Source organism: Reyranella sp. (assembly GCF_052439685.1).
Classification (GTDB): domain Bacteria; phylum Pseudomonadota; class Alphaproteobacteria; order Reyranellales; family Reyranellaceae; genus Reyranella.
Genome location: NZ_JBQVQG010000018.1, coordinates 85,307 through 108,295 on the forward strand (window position 1 = coordinate 85,307; position 22,989 = coordinate 108,295).

A 22,989-nucleotide genomic window follows, 5' to 3' on the forward strand; every position below is an offset into this window, starting at 1 on the left:
GATATCCTCCTTGGGTTCATTTGGTCTTGAGCAACGAGCCGAAACAGAGCGCGATGTCGTGCTTCACGCCGTCATGGGTGACGGCCGACAGATCATAGCGCGAGGTCTTGCAGCCGGACGCCATGACTTCGATCTCCCGGGTCGTCACGTCGCCGCGATAGCGCAGGACACGCGTTTCGCCTGCACCGCTCGGGTGGATGGTCAGGGTAAGCGTCGGCGCGCTCCCGGGCGCCTTCTCATCGGGAGAGAATTCCAGGGTCGAGATGTTGGCTTCGTGGCCTGCATGCCGCATCGAATCGACGGCCCCGTCGAGTTCGGGCCGGATGATGTCGCGGCACTTGACCCAGAAGGCCTGCACGAAAAGATCGGTGTCGGCGTCCATTCTCCCTCCTCAAGGATCGTCGTCCTTGTTAGGCGACGACCCTAGCACCTCCCACGGCGGCGGCGTGAATTTCTCGAGGATGAAGTCGATGAAAGCCGTCACCTTGGGCGCGAGGTGGCGGCGGTGAGGATAGACCGCATGAATGGGGATCGGCTGCTCGGCGCGGAACTCTTCCAGCAGCGACACGAGCTCGCCATTCTTGATGGCGCTGGCGACCGTCAGACGGGTCAGGCGCACGATGCCCAGCCCCTGTAGCGCCAGGCGCATCTGCGCTTCGCCCTCGGTGACGGCGACCCGGCCGCCGACCTCGACCTCGCGAATCTCGCCGTCGATGCGGAACGGCCAGCGGTTGAGGTAGGTCCGATCGCGCGAGACGATGCAGTTGTGGCGCGTCAGGTCCTCGGGTCGCAGTAACGGCCGCCGGTTCCTGAGGTAGGAGGGCGAGGCGCAGACCAGGCGCACGTCCTCGCCGATCTTGCGGGCCATGAAGCTGGTGTCGGCCAGTCGCCCGATGCGGATGGCCACGTCGACGCCTTCCTCGATCATGTCGACGACCCGGTCCGTCGGCATCAGCTCGAGCTGCAGCAACGGATAGCGTTCGAGGAACTCGGCAATCACCGGGGCCAGCTGGTGGGTCGAGAAGGCGAGTGACGTCGTGACCTTCAGCAGCCCGTGCGGCGTGCCGCTCTGCCCGCTGATCTGGTTCTCGAGGGTCTCGATCTCGCCCACGATACGCCGGGCCGCAGCGTAGAAGGCCTCACCCTCCTCGGTGAGACTGATCGCTCGCGTCGTGCGCTGGAGCAGCCGTACGCCCAGCCTCGTTTCCAGGCGCGTCACCAGTTTGCTGACCGCCGACGGGGTCAGGCCAAGGGCCGGCGCAGCCGCGGAAAATCCCTTGGACTCAACGACCCGCACGAACGCCGCCATCTCGCTTGCGTGATCGATCATTGCGCTATTGATGAACCATATTCATGAGTGTTGGTCATACACTCCGTATTAACCTCCAGGAAGAACGGAATTAGGTTCATTTCAATCTTTGGAGGTCTTTCCCATGTTCACGGTCCCCTATCCCACCATCGCCGAACGCCAGGCCCTCGAAGCCCGTGCCCATCGCCTGCGCAGTGCCGCCGTGGCGGGACTCTTCCGCGGCTTCACCCGTTGGGTTTCGGCCGCGGCCCGCTAACTGCTGCCGCGGGGAGGCCATGAGCGGGATCTGGGCGCAATACGCCCGTTACAACCGGCTCGCCAACGAGACGCTCTATGCGGCCTGCGCCGGGCTCTCCGGCGCGGAGTACCGGCGCGATCTCGGGGCCTTCTTCGGCAGCGTGCACGGTACGCTGAACCATCTGCTGCTGGGCGATCGCATCTGGATGGCCCGGTTCGAAGGTGGCTCGCATGTCTCGACGGGCCTTGGCGCGGTCCAGTTCGAGAAGTTCGAAGCGTTGCGCGCGGAGCGCGAGCGCCTCGACCGCCACATGGAACAGTTCTTCGCGACCCTGCCCGAGGGGTTCGAGCAGGGCAGCGTGCGCTACGTCAACAATTCCGGTTTCGACACCGAGGATCCGTGGTCGGTGATCCTGCCGCATTTCTTCAATCATCAGACCCATCACCGGGCGCAGGTCCACACGCTGCTCTCACAGCTGGGACACAGGCCGCCGGTCCTCGACCTGCACCGTATCCTGCGGCCTAATCCGACTTGACCTCACTCGAACCGCTTCTCGAGGGGTTAACGCCCGCCGCCTTCAGCAAAACCGCCGCCGCCTCACGCGCCGCCGCTGCGACCTTGGGATCGCCGCGCACGAGGGCGGCAGCGATCGCGCCGTCGGTCAGCAGTTGGAGCTGCATCGACAGCAAGTGGGCCTGCTCGACGCCGAGCCGTTCCAAAAGTCCCTGAAACCACGTCCGCCGTTGTTCCTTGAAGGCCAGCGCGAGCTTGTTGGCGGCATGGGCGGGTTCCTTGAGTTCGGCCACGGCGTTCACGAAGGGGCAGCCGCGGAAGACGCCGGTCGCGATGGTGCGCTCCAGCCGGTCGAATGCACCCAGTATCTGTTCCATCGGCGGCCGGTCGGACGGTGGCGCGGGCTTCAGCCGGCGCGACAGGTAGGCCACGATCAGATCGTCCTTCGACGGGAAGTGATTGTAGAGCGTGCGCTTGCTGATGCCGATCTCGGCCGCGATCGTATCGACGCCGACGGCGCGGATGCCCTGCCCGTAGAACAGCCGGTCCGCCGTCTCGAGGATGCGTTCCTGCATCGCTGCCCTGACATCCGCTCTCGCCATGCCGTCTTGACCCCTTTCCGGCGCCGTCCGTAGATTACACAGACCTGTGTAATTCGAAAGGCGCTGCCATGGCCACCCTCAAGGACCTGCGGCCCGTCCTGCCGATCCTGATCGGTGCCTCCGTCATGTTGAGCCTCGGCATGGGCGTGCGCCAGAGTTTCGGACTGGTGATGCCGTCGCTCACGCGTGACATCGCCCTCACGGTCTCCGACTTTGCGCTGGCCATGTCCGTCCAGAACCTCGCCTGGGGCTTCCTGCAGCCGGTCTCAGGCGCATTGGCGGTTCGGCTGGGTTTCCGGCCGATCATGATCAGCGGTTCGGCTCTCTATATTGCGGGGCTCGGCCTGTTCGCGATGGCGGGCGGCATGACCGAGGTGATGCTGGGCGGCGGTGTGTTGATCGGCATGGCACTGGCGTGCACCGCCTCGGCCATCTCGCTCGCCGTGGGCGCCCGCGCCGTACCTGCGAAGGCGCGCAGCTTCGTGCTGGGAGCGATCACGGCCACCGGCTCGCTGGGCGCGCTGCTCGCTGCACCGCTCGAGCAGACCCTCACGACCGAGTTGGGATGGCGCGCCGGGCTGCTTGGATTTCTCGCGCTGACCGTCTTCATGCTGCCTGCAGCCTGGATCGCCGGCCGGGTCGACCGGCTGTCGCCTCCGGTACCTGCCACGGGAGACATCAGCGCCGCCTCTCCGCGCGCGGCACTCAGGGCCGCGCTGCGCAATCCATCCTTCCTGGTGATGACGGCCGCCTACTTCGTGTGCGGCATGCAGCTTCTGTTCATCACCACGCACCTGCCGTCCTATCTCGCGATCTGCGGCATGGATCCGTCGCTCAGCGCCGGCGCGCTGGGCGCGATCGCGCTGTTCAACGTATTCGGCAGTCTTTTCTTCGGCTGGGCCGGCGGGCACTGGTCGAAGCCCGGCCTGCTGGGCGGCATCTACATCGCCCGCTCGATCGTGCTCGCCTGCTACTTCGTGATGCCGCCGACGCCGGTCAGCACGCTCATCTTCGCCTCGGCCATGGGCTTCCTGTGGCTTGGGGTCGGGCCGCTGGTCGCCGGCTCGGTCGTCGAGATGTTCGGCCTGCGCTGGCAGGCGATGATCCAGGGCGTCGCCTTCATGAGCCACCAGGTCGGCAGCTTCGTCGGCGCCCTGGGCGGCGGTCTCCTGTTCGACGCGCTGGGCTCCTACGACCTCGCCTGGCGCCTCGGGGTCGCGATGGGGCTCACCGCCGGCATCGTGCAGGTGGCGTTCGCGCTGATGCGTCCGCCACCCGCGCCGACGCCTATTGCGGCTTGAAGTCCGGCTTGATCTCCTGCTTGCGCCACTTGAAGCGCAGCTCGGCCAGACCGACGGAGAGCACGTAGAAGACCGGCGTGAAGATCAGGCCGAAGATCGTGACGCCGATCATGCCGGAGAACACCGCCGTGCCCAGCGACTGGCGCATTTCCGCGCCGGCGCCTGTGCTGATGACCAGCGGCACCACGCCCAGGATGAAGGCGAGCGAAGTCATCAGGATGGGCCGCAACCGCGTCTTCGAGGCGGTGACTGCCGCGTCGAAGCGATTCATGCCTTGCTCATGCGCCTGCTTGGCGAACTCCACGATCAGGATGGCGTTCTTTGCCGCCAGACCGACCAGCACGACGAGGCCGATCTCGACCAGGACGTTGCGGTCGAGGCCGCGGATGTTCACGCCGATCATCGCCGCGAGAATACACATCGGCACGATCAGGATGACGGCGAGCGGCAGCAGCCAGCTCTCGTAGAGCGCCGCCAGCAGCAGGAAGACGAACAGCACGGCGAGGCCGAAGGCCAGGATCGCGGTGTTGCCGGCCAGCTTCTCCTGCAGCGCGATCTCTGTCCATTCGAAGCCGAAGCCCGAGGGCAGGACCTTCTCGGCCAGCGCCTCCATCGTGGCGATACCCTGACCCGAGGAGTAGCCGCGCTGCAGGGCGACCTGCACCTCGGCCGCGGGGTAGAGATTGTAGCGGGCCACGCGATAGGGACCGGTGATGTCCTCGAAGGTCGCCACCGCGCCGATCGGGACCATCTCGCCGCTCACGCTGCGCGTCTTCAGGTTCTCGACGTCGCGCAGGGTGAGGCGATAGGGGTCGTCGGCCTGCACGGTCACACGGTAGGTGCGGCCGAGGATGTTGAAGTCGTTGACGTAGGCCGAGCCCATGTAGGCCGACAGCGTCTCGAACACGCGGGCGATCGGCACGCCGAGCTGCTCGGCCTTGGTCCGGTCGATGTCGGCATAGATCTGCGGCGTGCGCGTATTGTAGAGCGTGAAGGCCTGGGTGAGGCCCGGGGCCTGTCCGGCCGCGCCGGCCAGGGCCCAGGTGGCGCCTTCCAGGGCGGTCAGCCCGCGCGAGGCGCGGTCCTGTACGTAGCCCTTGAGGCCGCCGCCGGTGCCGATGCCGGGCACGGCGGGCGGTTCCAGGACGAACACGAAGGCCTCGCGCAGCGCGAACATCTGGCCGCGCAGGTCAGCCAGGATCATGTCCTTGGTGATGCCGGGACGCTCCTTGAAGGGCTTCAGGGTCACGAAGATCACGCCGGTGTTGGGCGCGTTGGTGAAGGTCGCGCCGTCGAAGCCGACGAACGAGACGGCGTTCGCGACGCCCGGCCGCGACATGATGATCTCGCTGGCTTTGCGGACCAGCGCGTCCGACCGCTCGAGCGTCGAGCCGGCGGGAAGCTGCATGGCCGCGATCAGGTAGGAGCGGTCGAGCTGCGGCACCAAACCGGTCGGGGTCGATGCGAGGCGGTTCTGGGTGAGGGCCAGAAGACCGGCGTAGATCACCAGCATGATGAAGCCCATGCGGATCACCCGTGCTGTCATGCGGCCGTAGAAGTTCGACAGCGCCTCGAAGCCGCGGTTGAAGTGCCGGAAGAACCAGTGGACCGGCCAGGCAAGCCGCTCCATCAGGCCGGGCTTCGGCTTCTCGACGTGCGACAGGGCATGCGTCTTCAGCAGCAGCGCCGCCATCGCCGGCGACAGCGTCAGCGACACGAAGGCCGAGATCGCGGTCGAGGCGGCGATGGTGATGGCGAACTGCTTGTAGAAGGTGCCCTGCAGGCCGGTGATGAACGCCGTCGGCAGGAACACCGCGATCAGCACCAGGGAGATCGCGATCAGCGCGCCGCCGACCTCGCCCATCGTCTTGTGCGCGGCTTCCTTGGGCGACATGCCCTGCGTCAGGTAGCGTTCGACGTTCTCGACCACGACGATGGCGTCGTCGACCACGATGCCGATCGCCAGCACCAGGCCGAACAGCGACAGCGTGTTGAAGGAGATGCCCACCGCGGCCATGATCGCGAACGACCCGATCAGCGAGACCGGGATGGCGAGGATCGGGATGATCGCCGCACGCCAGGTCTGCAGGAACAGGATCACGACGATGACGACCAGGATCACGGCTTCGAACAGCGTCGTGATGACGGCGTCGACGGAGGCCTGGATGAAGGTCGTGGGGTTATAGACGATCGTGTAGTCGAGGCCCGACGGGAAGGTCTTCTTCAACCGTTCCATCTCGGCGATGATCGCATCCGAGGTGGAAAGCGCGTTGGATCCGGGACGCTGGAAGATGCCGAGCGCGGTAGCCGTCTTGTTGTTGAGGTAGGCGTTCAGCGTGTAGTCCTGCGCGCCTAGTTCGACGCGGGCGATGTCGCGCAGGCGCGTCACCGAGCCGTCCGGCTCGGCGCGGATCACGATGTTCTCGAACTGGTCGGGCGAACTCAGCCGCCCCAGCGTGCGCACCGACAGGGTGAACCCGCCCGGCGACACAGCCGGCGCCTGGTTGACCGCACCGGCCGCCACCTGGAGGTTGGCCGCGCGCAGCGCCAGCACCACTTCGCCAGCGGTCAGGTTGCGCGCCGCGACCCTCGCGGGATCGAGCCAGATGCGCATCGAGTAGTCGCGGCCGCCGAACACCAGCACGTTGCCGACGCCGTCGACGCGGGTCAGCACGTCCTTCACGTAGAGCGTGGCGTAGTTCGAGATGTACTGCTGGTCGCGGCTGCCGTCGGGCGAGACCATGTGCACGACCATCATCAGGTCGGGCGAGGCCTTGCGCACCACGATGCCGAGACGCTGCACGTCCTCGGGCAGGCGCGGCTGGGCGACCGCGACGCGGTTCTGCACCAGCACCTGCGCCTGGTCGATGTCGACGCCGGGCTTGAACACGACGTTGATCGACAGGCGGCCGTCACCGGTCGACTGCGACTCGATGTAGAGCATGTCGTCGACGCCGTTGACCTCGAGCTCGATCGGCGTGGCGACGGTCTCGGCGATCACCTCGGCGGAGGCGCCGGGATAGGTCGCGGTGATGTTGACGGTCGGCGGCGCGATCTCGGGATACTCGGCCACGGGAAGCCCGCGCTGGGCGATGAAGCCCACGATCACGATGATGACCGAGAGCACCGACGCGAAGATCGGCCGGTCGATGAAGAAATGTGAAAAGCGCATGGGGGGCCCTTACTTGGCCTTGGCGACGATCTCGCCCTTCTGGGGCACGACCTTCGCGCCCGGCCGGACCATGGGATTGGCGAGGCCGTCGAGAACGACCTTGTCCGTCGGCTCCAGGCCCGAGCGGATCACGCGCAGCCCGTCGACGATCGTGCCCAGGGTCACGGGCTTGGCCTGCACGACATCTCCGGGGCCAACGACGAACACGATCTTGCGGGCCTGGTCGGAGATGATGGCCGAGTCGGGCACCAGCAGCGCGTCGTACTCGCCGCCGAACAGCTGCAGGCGGCCGAAGATGCCGGGTGTCAGCAGCTGGTCCTTGTTGTCGACCAGGGCGCGCACACGGATCGTGCCCGAGCGCGCGGTCATTGCATTGTCGACGAAGTCGACCTTGCCGGTGCGCTTCCAGTCGGTCTCGTCGGAGAGCCGGATGCGGACCGGATTGGCGCCGTCGCGCGAAGAGGCAAGCGCGCCCGACAGGATGAGGCGGCTGTAGCGCAGATGATCGGCCTCGGAGATGTCGAAGACGAAGCGGATGGGATCGAGCGTGACGATGGTGGCCAGCAGGGTGGCGCCGGTCTGTCCGCCCGAGATCAAATTGCCGGCATCGACCTTGCGGTCCGAAATGCGGCCGGCAATCGGCGCCGTGACATTCGTCCATTCGAGATTCAGTTGGGCGTTGCGCAGCGCCGCCTCGGCCGACTTGAGCTGGGCACGCGCCACGGCGAGCGTCGACTTGCGCGAATCCTGCTCCGCCTCGGTGATGGTGCGGGAGGCGATCAGTGACGCGCCGCGGCCGACCTGCAGCTCCGCGAGATCGACCTGGGCCTTGTTGCGCGCGACCTCGGCCTCAGCCGATTCGACCGCGATCTCGTAAGGGCGCTTGTCGATGGTGAACAGGGGCGCACCCTCCTTGACGATCTGGCCGTCGCGGAAGTCGATCTTGTCGATGAAACCCGAGACGCGCGCCCGCACTTCGACGGTCGCGACGGCTTCGAAGCGGCCGGAATACTCGTCCCACTGGGTGACGCGCTTCGCCAGCGGCTCGGAAACGCCGACCGGCATGGCCGGCGGGCCGCCCTGGGCGAAGGATGGAGATGAAAAAGCCAAGAGGCTCAGGCTGGCAACGGCCAGCAGGCGGCGACGAACGGACACTTGGGACTCCCCCGCGAACAATTCTGCGTCGCGAAGCCGACATGTGGTTGCCGCGTTAGGCTGTGTCAATTCCTCGCGGAGTAACTGGCGCACTTCCCGGGAACGAAGTTTCAGCAACAACTGTAGGGTTAAAGGCCTGCAGCGCCTGCCGTTCGGCGCGCAAATCCGTCGGTTCGATTCGGAACGTTGCGCACCCATCCACGTTTAGCAAGGTCGTGAGCGGGGTGTCATGCGTCGCCTTGCCGTGTGCGGAGGGGGCGCCTGTGTTCAGGTTCGACAAAGAAGAGGGAGCGTCTGCGACTGTCGTGGCGCGCTCGCGCTGGGGTCACGGCGGCAGCCTTTGGCGCGGACCGATGGATGGAGACGCCTAGATGGCAAAGGCATCCCCGGTTCGAATTGCCGTCATTGCTGTCACTTTGGTTTCGCTCGCTGCGGCGTGCGTCTACTGGTTCGCCCTGCGCGGTCCCAAGGCGCCGCCTGTCGCTGCGGCGCCACCCCCTGCGGAGGTTGGAGTGGTCACGTTGGTGTCCGCCGACGTACCGCTGCCTTTGCTTTATTCAGGCCGAGTGACCGGCTTCCGTGTCGTCGAGATCCGGTCGCAGGTCGGTGGCTTCCTGCTGAAGCGGGAATTCACCGATGGCGAGGCCGTCAAGGCGGGCGACGTGCTGTTCCGCATCGATCCCCGCAGCTATGAGGCGTCGCTCGCCCGCGCCAAGGCGCAGGAAGCGCAGGCGCAGGCGACGCTGACCCAGGCCACGGAGAACTTCACCCGGGTCGAAGGGTTGGCAGCTCGCCAGGTCTCGACGCAGAAGGCCCTGGAAGACGCCACGGCCGCGCGCGAGCAAAGCACGGCGGCGCTCGCTTCCGCCAAGGCCGATGTTCAGACGGCTGAACTCAATCTCGAGTACACGGTCATCAAGGCGCCGATCGCAGGCCTCACCAGCATCGAAGCCTCGCCGCCCCAGGGCACGCTCGTCCAGCCGCAGCAGACGGTGCTCACCCGCATCACGCAGCTCGATCCCGCTTATGTCTATTTCACCACCACGGACGGCGAACTGCGCGAGCTGACGGAGATCAACCGCAAGCGCGCCAAGCCGCTGACCGAAGATGACGTCACCGTGAAGCTGCGCTTCGGCAACGGCGACGTCTATCCATTCGACGGCCGGGTCGACATCAGCTCCAGCATCGTGGACCCGCGCACCGGCACGGTTCAGATCCGCGCGGTCTTCCCCAACGACAAGCGGGGCCTGCTGCCCGGCCAGTTCGTGCGGGTCGAGATCATCGGCGTCACGATGCCGAATGCCGTTCTCGTGCCGAAGACGGCGATCGTGCAGGGTCCTCAGGGTGCCGCCGTCTATGTCGTCGACGCCAACGACGTGGCCGAGGCCCGCCCCGTCCAGCTCGACCGTGAGGTCGAGAAGGGCTGGATCGTGAAGAGCGGCCTCAAGGCCGGAGAACGGGTCGTCACGGACGGGGTCATCCGCGTGCGGCCCGGCATCAAGGTGAAGCCGATCGACGCCTCCGGGGCACCCGCCACCCCGGCCGCAACACCGGCGGCGGGCGGGACCAGACCGTGATCTCGAAGTTTTTCATCGACCGGCCGGTCTTCGCCAGTGTCCTGTCGATCGTCATCGTGCTCGCGGGCCTCGTGGCCATGCGCGCGCTGCCGATCTCGCAATATCCGCAGATCGTGCCCCCCGACGTGGTGGTCACGGCGAGCTATCCCGGCGCGACGGCGGAGACGATCGCCTCCACGGTGGCAGCACCGCTCGAGCAGCAGATCAACGGCGTCGAACGTATGATCTACATGCGCTCGACATCGACCGGCTCGGGCACGATGAGCCTGACGGTCAGCTTCCAGATCGGCACCGATCCCGACCAGAACGCCATCAACGTGAACAATCGTGTGCAGCGGGCGCTTCCGCTGTTGCCCGCCGAGGTCGCGCGGCAGGGCGTCGTCGTCCAGAAACGATCGTCGTCGATCCTGATGGTGATGACCATGTCGTCGCCGGACCGGCGCTACGACACGGTGTTCATCAGCAACTACGCGCTGGTCAACGTGATCGACGAGTTGCGCCGCCTGCCGGGCGTCGGCGATGCCGCCCTGTTCGGCGCCTCGGACTATTCCATGCGCGTCTGGCTGAGACCCGACAAGCTCGCGCAATACAATCTGACGCCCGGCGACGTGGCGGCCGCCATCCGCGAACAGAACTCGCAGTTCGCGGCCGGCCGGTTCGGCGAGGAGCCGATGAAGAACCCGCAGGAGTTCACCTATTCGGTGACGACGCCGGCGCGGCTGGTCGATCCCACGCAGTTCGAGAACATCATCATCCGCTCCGACGAGATCGGCGGTGCGCTGCGCCTCAAGGACGTGGCCAAGGTCGAGCTGGGCGCGTTGACCTACGGCTTCTCGGCGATCTTCAACGGCGCGCCGGCGGTGCCGATCGGCGTCTATCTGCAGCCCGGCGCCAATGCGCTACAGGTCGCGCAGTCGGTGCAGGACACGATGCAGCGCATTTCGAAGCGCTTTCCCGAGGGGCTGCGCTACGACGTGCCGTTCAACACGACGCGCTTCGTCGAGGTGTCGATCGAGGAAGTGGTGATCACCTTCATCGAGGCCGTCATCCTCGTGGTGCTGGTCGTCTTCCTGTTCCTGCAGAGCGTGCGGGCGACGATCATCCCGATCATCGCCATCCCGGTGTCGATCGTCGGCACCTTCGCCGGCATGTACCTGCTGGGCTTCTCCATCAACCTTCTCACCCTGTTCGGGTTGGTCCTCGCGATCGGCATCGTCGTCGACGACGCGATCGTGGTGCTGGAGAACGTCGAGCGGATCATGTCCACCGAGGGCAAGAGCCCGCGCGACGCGGCGGTGCAGGCGATGCAGGAGGTGACCGGGCCAGTCATCGCCATCGTCCTGGTCCTCTGCGCGGTGTTCATCCCGGTGTCCTTCCTGGGCGGCCTGGCGGGCGAGCTCTACCGCCAGTTCGCGGTCACCATCGCCGTCTCGGTGGTGATTTCAGGGATCGTGGCGCTGACGCTCACGCCCGCGCTCGCGGCGCTGATCCTGAAGCCCGGCCACGAGAAGCCCGGATGGTTCTTCACCAGGTTCAACAGAGGCTTCGCGTGGGTTACCGAGCGCTATACCGGCGGCGTCTCGTTCCTGCTGAAGAGGGCCATCTTCGGCCTGGCGGGCTTCGCCGTGATCGTCGGTGCCACCGTGTTCCTGTTCCAGCGCGTCCCGGGCGGGCTCGTGCCCAACGAGGACCAGGGCTACGTCTTCCTGGTGACGGCGCTGCCGCCCGCCGCCTCGCTGACGCGTACGCGCGCGGTGACGGCGAAGGCGACCGAGGAGCTGGGCAAGAATCCCGCGGTTGCCAACATCGTCACCTTCTCCGGCTTCGACCTCCTCTCGGGCGCCCAGAAGACCAATTCCGGCATCTCCTTCGTCACGCTCAAGGACTGGTCCGAGCGCACGGAGCCGGCCCAGGATGCGCGCAACCTCGCGCCGTCCCTCGCCGGATTGAACACCCACTTCCGAGACGGCGTGGTGATCGGCTTCAACCCGCCGCCCATCCAGGGCATGAGCACGACCGGCGGCTTCGAGTTCTATCTGCAGGACCGGTCCGGCGGCTCGCTGGCCAGCCTCGCGGAAGCGGCCAACAAGGTCGTGGCCGCGGCGGCCAAACATCCGGAACTCGCGGGCGTCTCCACCACCTTCTCCACCAGCGTGCCGCAGTACCGGATCGACGTCGACCGCGACAAAGCCAAGGCGATCGGCATCCCGATCAACTCGATCTTCGACACTATGCAGAGTTCGTTCGGCAGCCTCTACGTCAACGACTTCACCCTGTTCGGGCGCACCTATCGCGTCAGCCTGTCATCGGAGTCCGACTTCCGAGAGCGGCCGGAGGACCTGCGGCACGTCTTCGTGAAGTCCGACAAGAACGTCATGGTGCCGCTCAACGAGCTGGTGACGGTGACGCGCATCGTCGGCCCCGACACGGTCGACCGCTTCAACATCTTCCCGGCCGCCAAGATCCTGGGCGGGCCGGCGCCGGGCTATTCCTCGGGCCAGGCGATCGCGGCCATGCAGCAGGTCGTGGCCGAGACGTTGCCGGGCGACTACACGATCGGCTGGACCGGGTCGGCCTATCAGGAGTTGGCCACCCAGGGCACGGGCGGCCTGGGCTTCGTGTTCGGCCTCGTCATGGTGTTCCTGATCCTGGCGGCGCAGTACGAGCGCTGGTCGCTGCCGCTCGCCGTCCTCACCGCCGTGCCCTTCGCGGTGTTCGGCGCGCTGCTCGCGGTCTGGATCCGTGGCCTGGAGAACGACGTCTATTTCCAGATCGGCCTCATCACGCTCATCGGTCTCGCCGCCAAGAACGCCATCCTGATCGTCGAATTCGCCTCGCAGCGCTACCGGCAGGGCCTCTCGGCCTACGATGCGGCGATGGAGGCGGCCAAGCTGCGCTTCCGGCCGATCGTCATGACGTCGCTCGCCTTCATCCTGGGCGTGGTGCCGCTCGCCATCAGCAGCGGCGCAGGATCGGCCAGCCGCCATTCGATCGGCACCGGCGTCATCGGCGGCATGCTGGCCGCGACCTTCATCGCCATCCTCTTCGTCCCGCTCTTCTTCCGCCTGCTCACGCGCCGGCGGAAAGAGGAGGTGAAGTCGGACGGAAAGAACTCGGCACCGCCGCCCGCGCACTAGAGGCGCGCTGCGGGGGCAGCTGCTATCATCGCCCCATGAAGATCAAGAAATTCGGTACGCCGCTCAAGCCCTCCGCGATCAAGCTGATGCTGCTGGGCTCGGGCGAGCTCGGCAAGGAAGTCGTCATCGAAGCCATGCGCTTCGGGATCGAGGTCATCGCCTGCGATCGCTATGCCGATGCGCCGGCCATGCTGGTCGCCAACAGCGCCTACGTCTTCGACATGCGCGACGGCGGGGCGATGCGCCATGTCGTCGAGACGGTGGAGCCCGACTTCATCGTGCCCGAGATCGAGGCCATCGCCACCGACACGCTGGTCGAGCTGGAGAAGGAGGGCTGGACCGTCATCCCGACGGCGCGCGCCGCGCAGCTCACCATGGACCGTCGCGGCATTCGCAAGCTGGCGGCCGAGAAGCTCAAGCTGCCGACCTCGCCCTATCGCATTGCCGCCAGTCTCGAGGAGCTGCAGGCAGGCGCGGCTGCCGTCGGCTTCCCGTGCTTCATCAAGCCCACCATGTCGTCGTCCGGCCACGGCCAGAGCGTCGCGCGCAAGCCCGCCGATGTCGCGAAGAGCTGGAAGATCGCGATGGAAGGCACGCGCGCCAGCACCGGGCTGGTGATCGTCGAGGGCGCCATCGACTTCGACTATGAGATCACGCTGCTCACCGTGCGCCACGAGGATGGCTTCGGCTTCTGCGAACCGATCGGCCACATCCAGGTCGACGGCGACTATCGCGAGAGCTGGCAGCCGCATGCCATGTCGAAGGCGGCGCTGCGCAAGGCGCGCGATATTGCGAAGAAGGTCGTGAACGAGCTGTGTGGCGCCAAGGGCCGCGGCCTGTTCGGTGTCGAGATGTTCGTGAAGGGCGACCAGGTCTGGTTCTCCGAACTGTCGCCGCGCCCGCACGACACCGGCATGGTCACGATGGTCTCGCAGAACATGAGCGAGATGGAGCTGCATGTCCGCGCCATCCTCGGCCTGCCGATCCCGCAGATCACCTGCCAGCCGGCTGCCTCGGTGCCCGTCCTTGGCGACGGCACCATCGAGGACCCGACCTATACGGGCATCGCCAAGGCGCTCGCCGCGCCGGGCACGTCCGTCCGCATCTTCGGCAAGCCCGAGGTGAAGGGCCACCGCCGCATGGCCGTCGCGCTCGCGACCGGCCGCACCGTCAAGGACGCGCGCCGCAAGGCCATGGCATCGGCCAAGCAGATCAAGGTCGGGTAGTCATTGGAGCGCGCAACTCCAGTTGCGCTCTTCTCTTTGAGCGCCACTGGAGTGGCGCGCTCCATTGAGACGTTCAGTGCCGGAAGTGCCGCATTCCGGTGAACACCATCGCGAGGCCCTTCTCGTCGGCGGCGTCGATCACTTCCTTGTCGCGCATCGAACCGCCGGGCTGGATGATCGCCGTCGCGCCGGCCTCGGCCGCAGCCAGAAGCCCATCGGCAAACGGGAAGAAAGCATCGGAGGCCACCACGCTGCCGACCGCCGGGCTCACCGCGAGACCCGCGGCCTCGCCCGATTCGGCGGCGCGGATGGCGGCGATGCGCGAAGAATCGCGGCGGTTCATCTGTCCCGCGCCGACACCCACCGTGGCACCGTCCTTGGCATAGACGATGGCGTTCGACTTCACGTGTTTGCAGACCGTGAAGGCGAACAGCAGGTCGTCGAGTTCCTTCGCCGTCGGCGACCGCTTGGTCACGACCTTGAGGTCGGCCTTCGTGAGATGACCGTTGTCGCGCGTCTGGAAGAGATAGCCACCGGCCACGCTCTTCAGCGTCATGCCAGCCGTCGCGGGATCGGGCAGGGCGCCGGCCAGCAGCACGCGCACGTTCTTCTTGGTGGCGAGGATCGCCAGCGCCTCGGGCGTCGCGTCGGGCGCGATCACCACTTCGAGGAAGAGCTTCACCAGCTCGGCCGCCACCTTGGCTTCGAGCGTGCGGTTGACCGCGACGATGCCGCCGAAGATCGAGACCGGGTCGCAGGCATAGGCCTTCTGGTAGGCCGTGAACTGGTCGGCATCGACCGCCACGCCGCACGGGTTGGCGTGCTTCACGACGACGATGGCGGACTCGGCGAACTCCGCGACGCACTCATAGGCCGATTCGGTGTCGCCGATATTGTTGTAGGACAGCTCCTTGCCCTGGACCATGCGCGCCGTGGCGACGCCCGGCCGCTTGCTGCCGTCGCTATAGAAGGCCGCCTTCTGGTGCGGGTTCTCGCCGTAACGCAGCGTCTGCACGCGCTCGGCCGACAGGGTCAGCCGCTCGGGGAAGGTCTCGCCTTCCTGGGCCGCGAACCAGTTGGCGATGGCCGAATCGTAGGACGCGGTGCGGGCATAGGCCTTGGCCGCGAGCTTGCGGCGCAGCGCCAGGGTCGTGGCGCCCTTGTTGGCATCGAGCTCCTGCAGCACCGAGGCATAGTCCTTCGGGTCGACCACGATCGTCACGAAGTCGTGGTTCTTGGCCGAGGCACGGATCAGCGCCGGGCCGCCGATGTCGATGTTCTCGACGCAGGTCGGGAAGTCGGCGCCGCGCGCGACCGTCGCCTCGAACGGGTAGAGGTTCACCACCACCAGATCGATGCCCGCGATCTTATGGTCGCTCATCGCCTTCTGGTGGCCGGCGTCGGTGCGGCGGGCGAGGATGCCGCCATGGATCGAGGGCTGCAGCGTCTTCACGCGCCCGTCCATGATCTCGGGGAAGCCGGTATGGTCGCTGACCTCGACCACCTTGAGGCCGGCGTCGCGCAGCGACTTGGCCGAACCCCCGGTCGAGAGGATTTCGATCCCGTGCGCCGCCAGCGCCTTGCCCAGTTCGACCAGGCCCTCCTTGTCGGAAACGGAGATCAACGCGCGCTGGATGCGGGCCAGATCGGGCGTGGGCGAGGGGACGTACTGGGTCGAGGCGGACATGGCCGGTCTTTTAGCCCGGTCGGCGGTGGATCGCCATGGCGGCTCATCGCGCCAAGGGGACGCGGTTTTGCTAAGGTCCCGCCGTGCGAATTCTGCTGACAGGCGCGAACGGATTCATTGGCGGGCAGCTTCTCGCCGGGCTCATGGCCCGGGGGCACGAGGTGGTTGCCGCGGTCCGCAACCCGGCGGCTCTCCGAAGCAGGTTTCCGGGTGTGTCTGCCCTCGCCGCCGACTTCAACCGGGATACCGCGGCGTCCGATTGGCGGCCCCGCCTGGCCGGGATCGATGCCGTCATCAATTGCGCCGGCGTGCTTCACGGCGGCCGAGGGCAGGATATCGAGGCCATCCATGCCAAGGCGCCCATGGCGTTGTTCGACGCCTGCGTCGCCACGGGCGTTCGTCGCGTCGTCCAGATCTCCGCCATCAGCGCCGACACGGAAGCGGGGACGATCTATTCCCTGACCAAGAAGCGGGCCGACGATCATCTCCGGGCGCTCCCCCTCGACTGGATCGTCCTGCGTCCGTCGCTCGTTTACGGTGAGGGAAGCTATGGGGGCACGTCGACGCTGCGGGGGCTCGCGGGCTTGCCGGGCATCAGTCCGCTTGTCGGTGACGGGTCAGCGGCGTTTCGGCCGATCCATATCGACGATCTGGTCGAGACGGTGGTGAGGGTCGTGGAGAGCGATCGGTTTGCGCGACAGACCCTCGAACCCGTCGGTCCTGAAGTGGTGACCTTGCGTGGCCTGATCGGGAAGTACCGCGCCTGGCTCGGCCTCGCGCCGGCCCCCGTTCTTTCGATCCCGATGCCCGTGATGCGCGTTGCGGCGCGCCTCGCCGATCTTGCGGGTGGCGGCCCGCTCGGCACAGCGAGCCTGCGCCAGCTCGAGGTCGGCAATGCCGGGAATGAGCCGGCCACGACCTTCGCCGACAAGATCGGGTTTGCGCCGCGCCGGATGGACGACATGCTGGCCCGTCGACCGGCGCAGACACAGGATCTCTGGCACGCCCGCCTCTACTTTCTGCGGCCGCTGGTGCGAACGATCCTGATCCTGCTTTGGCTCGGCTCGGCCCTCGCCGGTGTGCTGGCGCCCGTCGCTTCCTACGCCGTGGTGGATGCCGCGTTTTCAAGCCTCGGCCTGCCGTCGCGGCCGCTGGCGCTCGCCTTCTCGGGCGTAGACCTGCTGATTGCCGGGGCATTGCTCGCGCGCTGGCGGCCACGCTGGATGGCGGCGATCCAGTTCATCGTTGTTGCGGGTTACACGATCCTGCTCACCGTGCTGGCGCCGGGGCTCTGGCTCGAACCGTTCGGGGCCTTGCTCAAGAACCTGCCCATCCTCGCGCTGATTGCCGTGTGGGTGGTCCTGGAGGAGGAGCGGTGATCCTGAGTATCGATTCCTATCTCTGGATGAAGTGGCTGCACATCCTGAGCAGCACGGTGCTGTTCGGGACGGGCATCGGCACGGCCTTCCAGATGTGGTTCGCGCATCTGCGCGGCGACGTGCGCGGCATCGCCATCGTGACGGGCAATGTCGTCCTGGCCGATTGGCTGTTCACGCTGCCGGCGGGCATTGTGCAGCCGATCACCGGCCTGGCGCTTGCGATGCAGAGCGGCCTCGATCCCGCAGCCTCCTGGCTCGTTGTGACCTATGCGCTCTACGTCCTCGCCTTCATCTGCTGGGTGCCGGTCGTCGTGCTGCAGATCCGCGCCCGTGATCTTGCGGCGCAAGCGGTCGCCACGGGCCAGCCCCTGCCGCCTGACTATTACAGCGCCATGCGGATCTGGTTCACTCTCGGATGGCCCGCCTTCATCGCGCTGGTCGTCATCTATCTGCTGATGGTCGCCAAGCCCGACCTGTGGTGAAGGAGATCAAGCGTCCGCTCCCTCCAGGACGCGGACCGTGAAGCCCTCGGCCTGCAGCGCCGTGACCAGTTCGCGGGCGTGGTCGCGGTCGCGGCTCTCGACCGTGACGTCGAGTTCGGTGGACTTGGCGACCACGCTGCCGAACAGGCGCTGGTGCTGCACTTCCACGATGTTGCCGCCGGCGCCGCCGATCAGGCCGGCGACCCGGGCGAGCTGGCCGGGCAGGTCGGGGATCATCAGGCGCAGCCGCACGATGCGCCCGTCGCGGACCAGGCCGCGCAGCAGCACCGAGGCCAGCAGGCGGGTGTCGATGTTGCCGCCGCACAGGACCAGCCCGACCTTGCGGCCGGCGAAGACCTCGGGATGGGCCAGCAGGGCCGCGAGGCCGGCGGCACCAGCGCCCTCAGCCACGGTCTTCTCGACCTCGAGGAACAGCGCGATGGCGCGCTCGATCGCCACCTCGTCGACCGCCAGCACCCGGTCGACCAGGGCGCGGGCGATGGCGAGCGGCGTCCGGCCGATGTCGCGCACGGCGATGCCCTCGGCGATCGTGTCGCCGCCCACCGTGACGGGCTCGCCGGCCAGCAGTTGGCGCATCGCCGAGTAGCCGGCCGTCTCGACGCCGATCACCATCATGTCCGGCTTGAGGCCGCGCGCTGCGACCGCGCAGCCCGCCAGCATGCCGCCGCCGCCGACCGGCACGACCAGCGTGTCGAGCTCGGGCGCGTCGGCCAGCATCTCCAGCGCGATCGTGCCCTGGCCCGCGATGATACGGGGATCGTCGTAGGGATGGACGAAGACCAGCTTCTCGGCGGCGGCCAGCCGATGCGCCTCGGCCGCCGCTTCCGCGAGCGTGTCGCCGATCAGGACAACCCGCGCGCCGTGGCCGCGCGTGTGCTTCACCTTCGTGTTGGGCGTGAAGGACGGCATCACGATGGTCGCGGGAATCCCGAGCCGCCCGGCATGATAGGCCACGCCCTGCGCGTGATTGCCGGCCGACATGGCGATGACGCCGCGGCGGCGCTCTTCGTCGGTGAGCTGCAGCAGCGTGTTCAGCGCGCCGCGCTCCTTGAAGGAGGCGGTGAACTGCAGGTTCTCGAACTTGATCCAGACATCGGCCTTGGCGATGCGCGACAGCGTCTCGCTGCGCAGGCAGGGCGTATGGACGACGGCGCCCGCGATACGCGCTGCGGCGGCGCGGACATCGGCGAGGGAGACGGGGAGGGTGTCTGTCGAAGCGCTGGTCATATCGGACTCAATCTCATGGGAGCGCGCCACTCCAGTGGCGCTCATATCCTGCTCGGCGACGGCGCATGAGCGCCACTGGAGTGGCGCGCTCCAATGAGTCGCTAACCGGCCATCTTGCGATCCAGCCAGTCGCGCGTGCGGTAGAGCGCGCCGATCAGCGGGAGGTATAGCGAGGGATCGCCGTTGTAGAGCGGATGCCCGGGGAAGTCGCGGCCGTCGAAGGCATTGACCGGCGCGTTGGAGCCGCCGGCGATCTTCTTCGCGGTCTGGGTGCCGAGATAGGTCATCATCGCGACGCCGCTGCCGTTGCAAGCGAGCAGATAGTGCATGCCGTCGTCCTGGCCCATGTGCGACATCGAATCGAGCGCGAAGGCGACGTTGCCCGTCCAGACATGGGTGATGCGGATACCCTTGAGCTGCGGGAAGCGGTCGATCATGTACTGGTAGAGGATCGGCGCGCTCACCTCGGGCGGCGCCGCGGTGAAGCGGGCGCGTCCGCCGAAGATCATGTGCCTTCCATCGGGGGAGGGCCGGTAATAGGTCAGCACCCGCTTGGTGTCGCCGATCGAGCGCTGCAGCGGAATCAGATCCGTTGCCGGCATCGGCAGCTCTTCGGTGGCGATGATGTGGCTGGCGACCGGCACGACCCGCATCTTCAGCTTCGGCGTCAGGTCTCCGGTATAGCCGTTGGTCGCGATCACGACTTCCCGGCAGGCGATCGGGCCCTTGGCGGTCAGCACGCGCCAGCCATTTCCAGTCTTCTCGATGCGCTCGGCTTCGACCTCGCCGCACAGCACGGCACCTTGGCGGTGGGCCGCCTCGAGCAGGCCCTTGTAGTAGCGTGCGGGGTGGAGGTTGCCGCCGCTCCGCACATACATGCCGCCATAGTAATAGTCCGACGCCATCATCTCGCGCACCCGCTCGCGCGGGATCATCTCGGCGCCGACATTGGCGTACTTGTTGAACATCTCCACTTTTCGCGCCTGGTCGTCGTAGTGCTTGGGCGTCCAGGCGCCGGTGAAGCGGCCGTTGGTGATCAGGCCACAGTCGATCTTCTCGCGGTGGATGATGTCGATCAGGGTCTGCAGCGAATCGGCGCCGCTGCCCAGGAACGCCGCCTTGTTGGCTTCGAACTCGGCCTCGACCTTGGGGTTCTTGCCGCCCAGTCCCTTGGCGATGTTGGTGCCGCCCGAGAGCATGCCGCCGTTGCGGGTCGAGGCGCCGATCCCGAACACGCCGCGCTCCAGCACCACGCAGTCGATGCCGTTGCGCCGCAGTTCCAGCGCCGTCGACAGGCCGCCATAGCCGGCCCCCACGATCACCACGTCGGTCTTCGCCGGCGGATCGATGCTCAGCGCGTTGTTGGGCGTCCACGCCTCCCACCACCAGGGCTGTGCCTTGAAGCTGGGGTGGAAGATGTCGGCTTTGGTCATGGGCTTACTCGGGGCCTGGTCGGAGTTCTTCGGATAGAGCAGGCGAGGCAGTCTTCGTGCCACTGCCAGATCCCTCGCTGCGCTCGGGATGACAGACTTCTTTCAGAAGTCTGTCACCTTGCCGTTGAACTGCCAGTCGCCGTAGCGCGTCGGCTCGGGGCCGGGCGGGCCGCCGATCTCCTCGACCTTCTTGGGCTTCTCAGGCGTGGGGGGAGTGGCCGGGTCGGCTTTCGGCGGCTCCGGCGGGGTGGGCTTGCTGGTGTCGGTCATGGCCGCATGATGCCTGTCCCTACCTTGATTCGCCACTTTTGCAGACCAACTTACCCGGCATGAATTACGTCAAGACCGCCCTCCTGCTCGCCGCGCTGACGGGCTTCGTCCTCGTGGCGGGCTACCTGCTAGGAGGCCAGACCGGCCTCGTCATCGCCCTCGTCGCCGCACTGGGCATGAACCTCTTCGCCTACTGGAACAGCGACCAGATGGTCCTGCGCATGGCCAACGCGCAGGAAGTCGGGCCCGAGAACGCGCCCGAGCTGTTCGGCATCGTCCACGAGCTGGTGCAGCGCGCCGGCCTGCCGATGCCGCGCGTCTACCTGATCGACGAGGACCAGCCGAACGCCTTCGCCACCGGCCGCGACCCCGAGCATGCTGCCGTGGCCGCGACCACCGGCCTGCTGCGCCACCTCAGCCGAGAGGAGGTGGCCGGCGTGATGGCGCACGAGCTGGCCCATGTCCGCCACCGCGACACCTTGATCATGACCGTGGCCGCGACCCTGTCGGGCGCCATCGGCATGCTGGCGAGCTTCGGCGGCCTGATGGGCGGCGGCCGCGATTCCGAGGGCCGGCCGCTGGTCAATCCGATCGTCGCCATCGCCGCGATGATCCTGGCGCCGATGGCCGCCATGCTGGTGCAGATGGCGATCAGCCGCGGCCGAGAATACGAGGCCGACCGCATGGGCGCGGAGATCTGCGGCCAGCCGCAGTGGCTCGCCTCGGCGCTGGCCAAGCTGCATGCCGGCACGCAGCAGATCCACAACGAGGCGGCCGAGCGCAATCCGGCGACCGCCCACATGTACATCGCCAACCCGCTCGCCCTGGCCGGCGGCATGTCGAGCCTGTTCTCGACACACCCGCCCATGGAGGAGCGCATCGCGCGCCTGCAGGCGATGGGCGGCCAAAGCTATGCGCAGCCGCGCGCGCAGGCCTCGTCGGCGCCTCGCGGCCCGTGGGGAAATCCCGCCCCGCAGACCCCGCGCCGCGGTCCGTGGGGGTAAGGCGGCGCAACAAAGAAGCCGTCATCTCGACCGGAGCCCCTGAAGGGGCGGAGTGGAGAGATCTTCCCTCCACCTAAAGCCGGCTAATCGTCGAGAGGAGGTCTCTCCGCTCCGCCTCGCTGCGCGAGGCTTCGGTCGAGACGACGGAGGTTTTTTTGCCCGCTAAACCTTCGGCGGTAGCGCCACCGGTTCCTCGCCGAGGTCGACGGCCAGGATGCGTTCGCCGCGGCGGGTGATCGCCGTGGTCGAGGTGTCGATCTCGCGCAGGTCCTTCTCGGTCTGGGCGAAGTGCTTCTTGAGATTGTCGACCCGGTCGTCGAGCCGCTTCACGTCGCCCAGGATCAGCCCGACCATCTTCTGGATTTCGCCGGCCTGCTCGCGCATGCGCACGTCCTTCAGGACGGCGCGCACGGTATTGAGGGTCGCCATCATGGTCGTGGGCGACACGATCCACACACGCGCTTTGTAGGATTCCTCGACCAGGCCGGTGAAGTTGGCATGCAGCTCGCCGTAGACCGCTTCCGAGGGCAGGAACATCAGGGCCGATTCGGCGGTCTCGCCGGGCACGATGTACTTGGCCCGGATGTCGGCGATGTGCTTGCGGATCGCCTGCTGGAAAGCGCGCTGCGCTGCCAGCAGCGCCGCGCCGTCGCCGGCCGGCACCGCCCGCAGCAGGCTGTAGCTTTCCAGCGGGAACTTGGCGTCGATGGCGATCGAGCCCGGCGGGTTGGGCAGCTTCAGCAGGCAGTCGGCGCGCACGCCGGTCGAGAGCGTCACCTGGAAATCATAGGCCGAGGGCGGCAGCGCGCTCTGGACCAGGTCGTTGAGCTGGACCTCGCCGAAGGCGCCACGGGCCTGCTTGTTGGACAGGACCTCCTGCAGGCTCACGACCTGCGTGGAGAGTTCGCCGATCTTCTTCTGCGCCTCGTCGATGCGGACCAGCCGCTCGCGCAGGTCGGTGACGATCTGGCCGGTGGCCTTCTCGGTGCGGTCGAGCCGCTCGGCGACCACCTTGCCCAGCGCCTGCTCCTGCTCGCGTAGCGACTTCTCGACCCGCTGCACGGTTTCGGCCTGCTGGCTCAGCGCCAGGGCGAGTTGCTGCTGCATCCGCTGCTCGGCCTCATGGCTGCCGCCGCCCTGGCGCATCAGCACGACGACCAGCACGAGGACCAGCACAACGACGGCGGCGAGGAGGGCGATCGAGAGGGTATCCATTACCCTTGCTTATAGGCCGCCGGCTCGACAAGCGCACGGCT

At 67.1% G+C, this 22,989-nt stretch carries 19 protein-coding genes; 9 read left to right on the forward strand and 10 right to left on the reverse strand.

The genetic code is table 11. From position 1 onward, the window contains the following. Window positions 1-16 precede the first annotated feature (16 nt). Window positions 17-382, reverse strand: a complete 366-nt coding sequence (locus ACT6UX_RS20970) for a hypothetical protein (protein ID WP_444777093.1) — start codon at window positions 380-382, stop codon at window positions 17-19. A 9-nt stretch (window positions 383-391) separates the two neighbouring features. Beyond that, window positions 392-1,330 carry a LysR family transcriptional regulator gene (locus ACT6UX_RS20975; protein ID WP_444777094.1) on the reverse strand — a complete coding sequence of 313 codons (939 nt, stop codon included), beginning with the start codon at window positions 1,328-1,330 and terminating at the stop codon, window positions 392-394. Window positions 1,331-1,433: 103 nt separating this feature from the next. On the opposite strand from ACT6UX_RS20975, the gene ACT6UX_RS20980 reads away from it, so the two are divergent. Both ACT6UX_RS20980 and ACT6UX_RS20985 read left to right on the forward strand, forming a co-directional pair. Further along, window positions 1,434-1,565: an RSP_7527 family protein gene (locus ACT6UX_RS20980; protein ID WP_444777095.1), complete on the forward strand. Its 132-nt coding sequence runs from the start codon at window positions 1,434-1,436 to the stop codon at window positions 1,563-1,565. 19 nt (window positions 1,566-1,584) lie between these two features. Further along, window positions 1,585-2,082: a DinB family protein gene (locus ACT6UX_RS20985; RefSeq protein ID WP_444777096.1), complete on the forward strand. Its 498-nt coding sequence runs from the start codon at window positions 1,585-1,587 to the stop codon at window positions 2,080-2,082. Here ACT6UX_RS20985 and ACT6UX_RS20990 read toward each other — a convergent pair. After that, entirely contained in the window at window positions 2,069-2,662 is a 594-nt protein-coding gene (locus ACT6UX_RS20990; RefSeq protein WP_444777097.1) for a TetR/AcrR family transcriptional regulator, read from the reverse strand. The two genes, ACT6UX_RS20985 and ACT6UX_RS20990, sit on opposite strands and share 14 nt — an antisense overlap. A 68-nt stretch (window positions 2,663-2,730) precedes the next feature. On the opposite strand from ACT6UX_RS20990, the gene ACT6UX_RS20995 reads away from it, so the two are divergent. Continuing rightward, on the forward strand, window positions 2,731-3,963 hold the full coding sequence (locus tag ACT6UX_RS20995; protein ID WP_444777098.1) for an MFS transporter: 1,233 nt from the start codon (window positions 2,731-2,733) through the stop codon (window positions 3,961-3,963). On the opposite strand, the gene ACT6UX_RS21000 is transcribed toward ACT6UX_RS20995, so the two are convergent. Both ACT6UX_RS21000 and ACT6UX_RS21005 read right to left on the reverse strand, forming a co-directional pair. Next, on the reverse strand, window positions 3,950-7,135 hold the full coding sequence (locus ACT6UX_RS21000) for an efflux RND transporter permease subunit (RefSeq protein ID WP_444777099.1): 3,186 nt from the start codon (window positions 7,133-7,135) through the stop codon (window positions 3,950-3,952). The two genes, ACT6UX_RS20995 and ACT6UX_RS21000, sit on opposite strands and share 14 nt — an antisense overlap. Before the next feature lie 9 nt (window positions 7,136-7,144). Continuing rightward, window positions 7,145-8,290 carry an efflux RND transporter periplasmic adaptor subunit gene (locus ACT6UX_RS21005; protein ID WP_444777100.1) on the reverse strand — a complete coding sequence of 382 codons (1,146 nt, stop codon included), beginning with the start codon at window positions 8,288-8,290 and terminating at the stop codon, window positions 7,145-7,147. A gap of 371 nt (window positions 8,291-8,661) precedes the next feature. Here ACT6UX_RS21005 and ACT6UX_RS21010 point away from each other — a divergent pair, with 371 nt between their 5' ends. Genes ACT6UX_RS21010 through purT form a run of 3 tightly spaced genes read left to right on the forward strand, consistent with a single transcriptional unit; the run spans window position 8,662 to window position 14,230 of the window. Next, window positions 8,662-9,867, forward strand: coding sequence for an efflux RND transporter periplasmic adaptor subunit (locus ACT6UX_RS21010; protein WP_444777101.1), 1,206 nt, complete (start codon window positions 8,662-8,664; stop codon window positions 9,865-9,867). Next, entirely contained in the window at window positions 9,867-13,004 is a 3,138-nt protein-coding gene (locus tag ACT6UX_RS21015) for an efflux RND transporter permease subunit (RefSeq protein WP_444777121.1), read from the forward strand. Before ACT6UX_RS21010 ends, ACT6UX_RS21015 begins: the two co-directional genes overlap by 1 nt. Window positions 13,005-13,039: 35 nt before the next feature. Next, window positions 13,040-14,230: a formate-dependent phosphoribosylglycinamide formyltransferase gene (purT, locus tag ACT6UX_RS21020; RefSeq protein ID WP_444777102.1), complete on the forward strand. Its 1,191-nt coding sequence runs from the start codon at window positions 13,040-13,042 to the stop codon at window positions 14,228-14,230. A 73-nt stretch (window positions 14,231-14,303) separates the two neighbouring features. Here purT and purH read toward each other — a convergent pair whose 3' ends face one another. Beyond that, window positions 14,304-15,917, reverse strand: coding sequence for a bifunctional phosphoribosylaminoimidazolecarboxamide formyltransferase/IMP cyclohydrolase (gene purH / locus ACT6UX_RS21025; protein ID WP_444777103.1), 1,614 nt, complete (start codon window positions 15,915-15,917; stop codon window positions 14,304-14,306). A gap of 83 nt (window positions 15,918-16,000) precedes the next feature. On the opposite strand from purH, the gene ACT6UX_RS21030 reads away from it, so the two are divergent. Next, a complete protein-coding gene (locus ACT6UX_RS21030; protein WP_444777104.1) occupies window positions 16,001-17,296 on the forward strand; it encodes an SDR family oxidoreductase in 1,296 nt (431 codons plus the stop codon). Beyond that, on the forward strand, window positions 17,293-17,778 hold the full coding sequence (locus ACT6UX_RS21035) for a DUF2269 family protein (protein ID WP_444777105.1): 486 nt from the start codon (window positions 17,293-17,295) through the stop codon (window positions 17,776-17,778). The genes ACT6UX_RS21030 and ACT6UX_RS21035 overlap by 4 nt, the downstream gene beginning before the upstream one ends. A 6-nt stretch (window positions 17,779-17,784) precedes the next feature. Here the strand turns inward: ACT6UX_RS21035 and ACT6UX_RS21040 are convergent, their stop codons facing one another. From ACT6UX_RS21040 to ACT6UX_RS21050, 3 genes are all read right to left on the reverse strand, one after another. Next, a complete protein-coding gene (locus ACT6UX_RS21040; protein WP_444777106.1) occupies window positions 17,785-19,026 on the reverse strand; it encodes a threonine ammonia-lyase in 1,242 nt (413 codons plus the stop codon). Between the two features lie 101 nt (window positions 19,027-19,127). Continuing rightward, window positions 19,128-20,459, reverse strand: a complete 1,332-nt coding sequence (locus ACT6UX_RS21045; RefSeq protein ID WP_444777107.1) for an NAD(P)/FAD-dependent oxidoreductase — start codon at window positions 20,457-20,459, stop codon at window positions 19,128-19,130. Between the two features lie 102 nt (window positions 20,460-20,561). Next, window positions 20,562-20,729 (reverse strand): DUF1674 domain-containing protein, encoded by a 168-nt coding sequence (locus ACT6UX_RS21050; RefSeq protein WP_444777108.1) that lies wholly within the window; start codon window positions 20,727-20,729, stop codon window positions 20,562-20,564. Window positions 20,730-20,788: 59 nt separating this feature from the next. Here ACT6UX_RS21050 and htpX point away from each other — a divergent pair, with 59 nt between their 5' ends. Next, window positions 20,789-21,733, forward strand: a complete 945-nt coding sequence (htpX, locus tag ACT6UX_RS21055; RefSeq protein WP_444777109.1) for a zinc metalloprotease HtpX — start codon at window positions 20,789-20,791, stop codon at window positions 21,731-21,733. A 162-nt stretch (window positions 21,734-21,895) separates the two neighbouring features. Here htpX and ACT6UX_RS21060 read toward each other — a convergent pair whose 3' ends face one another. Beyond that, on the reverse strand, window positions 21,896-22,948 hold the full coding sequence (locus tag ACT6UX_RS21060) for a DNA recombination protein RmuC (protein WP_444777110.1): 1,053 nt from the start codon (window positions 22,946-22,948) through the stop codon (window positions 21,896-21,898). Between the last annotated feature and the right edge of the window lie 41 nt (window positions 22,949-22,989).

What these genes read in the sequence shown, in the direction of transcription:
- ACT6UX_RS20970 (WP_444777093.1), bottom strand. Translation starts at nt 382, where the DNA reads ATGGACGCCGACACCGATCTTTTCGTGCAGGCCTTCTGGGTCAAGTGC.
- ACT6UX_RS20975 (WP_444777094.1), bottom strand. Translation starts at nt 1,330, where the DNA reads ATGATCGATCACGCAAGCGAGATGGCGGCGTTCGTGCGGGTCGTTGAG.
- ACT6UX_RS20980 (WP_444777095.1), top strand. Translation starts at nt 1,434, where the DNA reads ATGTTCACGGTCCCCTATCCCACCATCGCCGAACGCCAGGCCCTCGAA.
- ACT6UX_RS20985 (WP_444777096.1), top strand. Translation starts at nt 1,585, where the DNA reads ATGAGCGGGATCTGGGCGCAATACGCCCGTTACAACCGGCTCGCCAAC.
- ACT6UX_RS20990 (WP_444777097.1), bottom strand. Translation starts at nt 2,662, where the DNA reads ATGGCGAGAGCGGATGTCAGGGCAGCGATGCAGGAACGCATCCTCGAG.
- ACT6UX_RS20995 (WP_444777098.1), top strand. Translation starts at nt 2,731, where the DNA reads ATGGCCACCCTCAAGGACCTGCGGCCCGTCCTGCCGATCCTGATCGGT.
- ACT6UX_RS21000 (WP_444777099.1), bottom strand. Translation starts at nt 7,135, where the DNA reads ATGCGCTTTTCACATTTCTTCATCGACCGGCCGATCTTCGCGTCGGTG.
- ACT6UX_RS21010 (WP_444777101.1), top strand. Translation starts at nt 8,662, where the DNA reads ATGGCAAAGGCATCCCCGGTTCGAATTGCCGTCATTGCTGTCACTTTG.
- purT (WP_444777102.1), top strand. Translation starts at nt 13,040, where the DNA reads ATGAAGATCAAGAAATTCGGTACGCCGCTCAAGCCCTCCGCGATCAAG.
- purH (WP_444777103.1), bottom strand. Translation starts at nt 15,917, where the DNA reads ATGTCCGCCTCGACCCAGTACGTCCCCTCGCCCACGCCCGATCTGGCC.
- ACT6UX_RS21040 (WP_444777106.1), bottom strand. Translation starts at nt 19,026, where the DNA reads ATGACCAGCGCTTCGACAGACACCCTCCCCGTCTCCCTCGCCGATGTC.
- ACT6UX_RS21045 (WP_444777107.1), bottom strand. Translation starts at nt 20,459, where the DNA reads ATGACCAAAGCCGACATCTTCCACCCCAGCTTCAAGGCACAGCCCTGG.
- ACT6UX_RS21050 (WP_444777108.1), bottom strand. Translation starts at nt 20,729, where the DNA reads ATGACCGACACCAGCAAGCCCACCCCGCCGGAGCCGCCGAAAGCCGAC.
- htpX (WP_444777109.1), top strand. Translation starts at nt 20,789, where the DNA reads ATGAATTACGTCAAGACCGCCCTCCTGCTCGCCGCGCTGACGGGCTTC.
- ACT6UX_RS21060 (WP_444777110.1), bottom strand. Translation starts at nt 22,948, where the DNA reads ATGGATACCCTCTCGATCGCCCTCCTCGCCGCCGTCGTTGTGCTGGTC.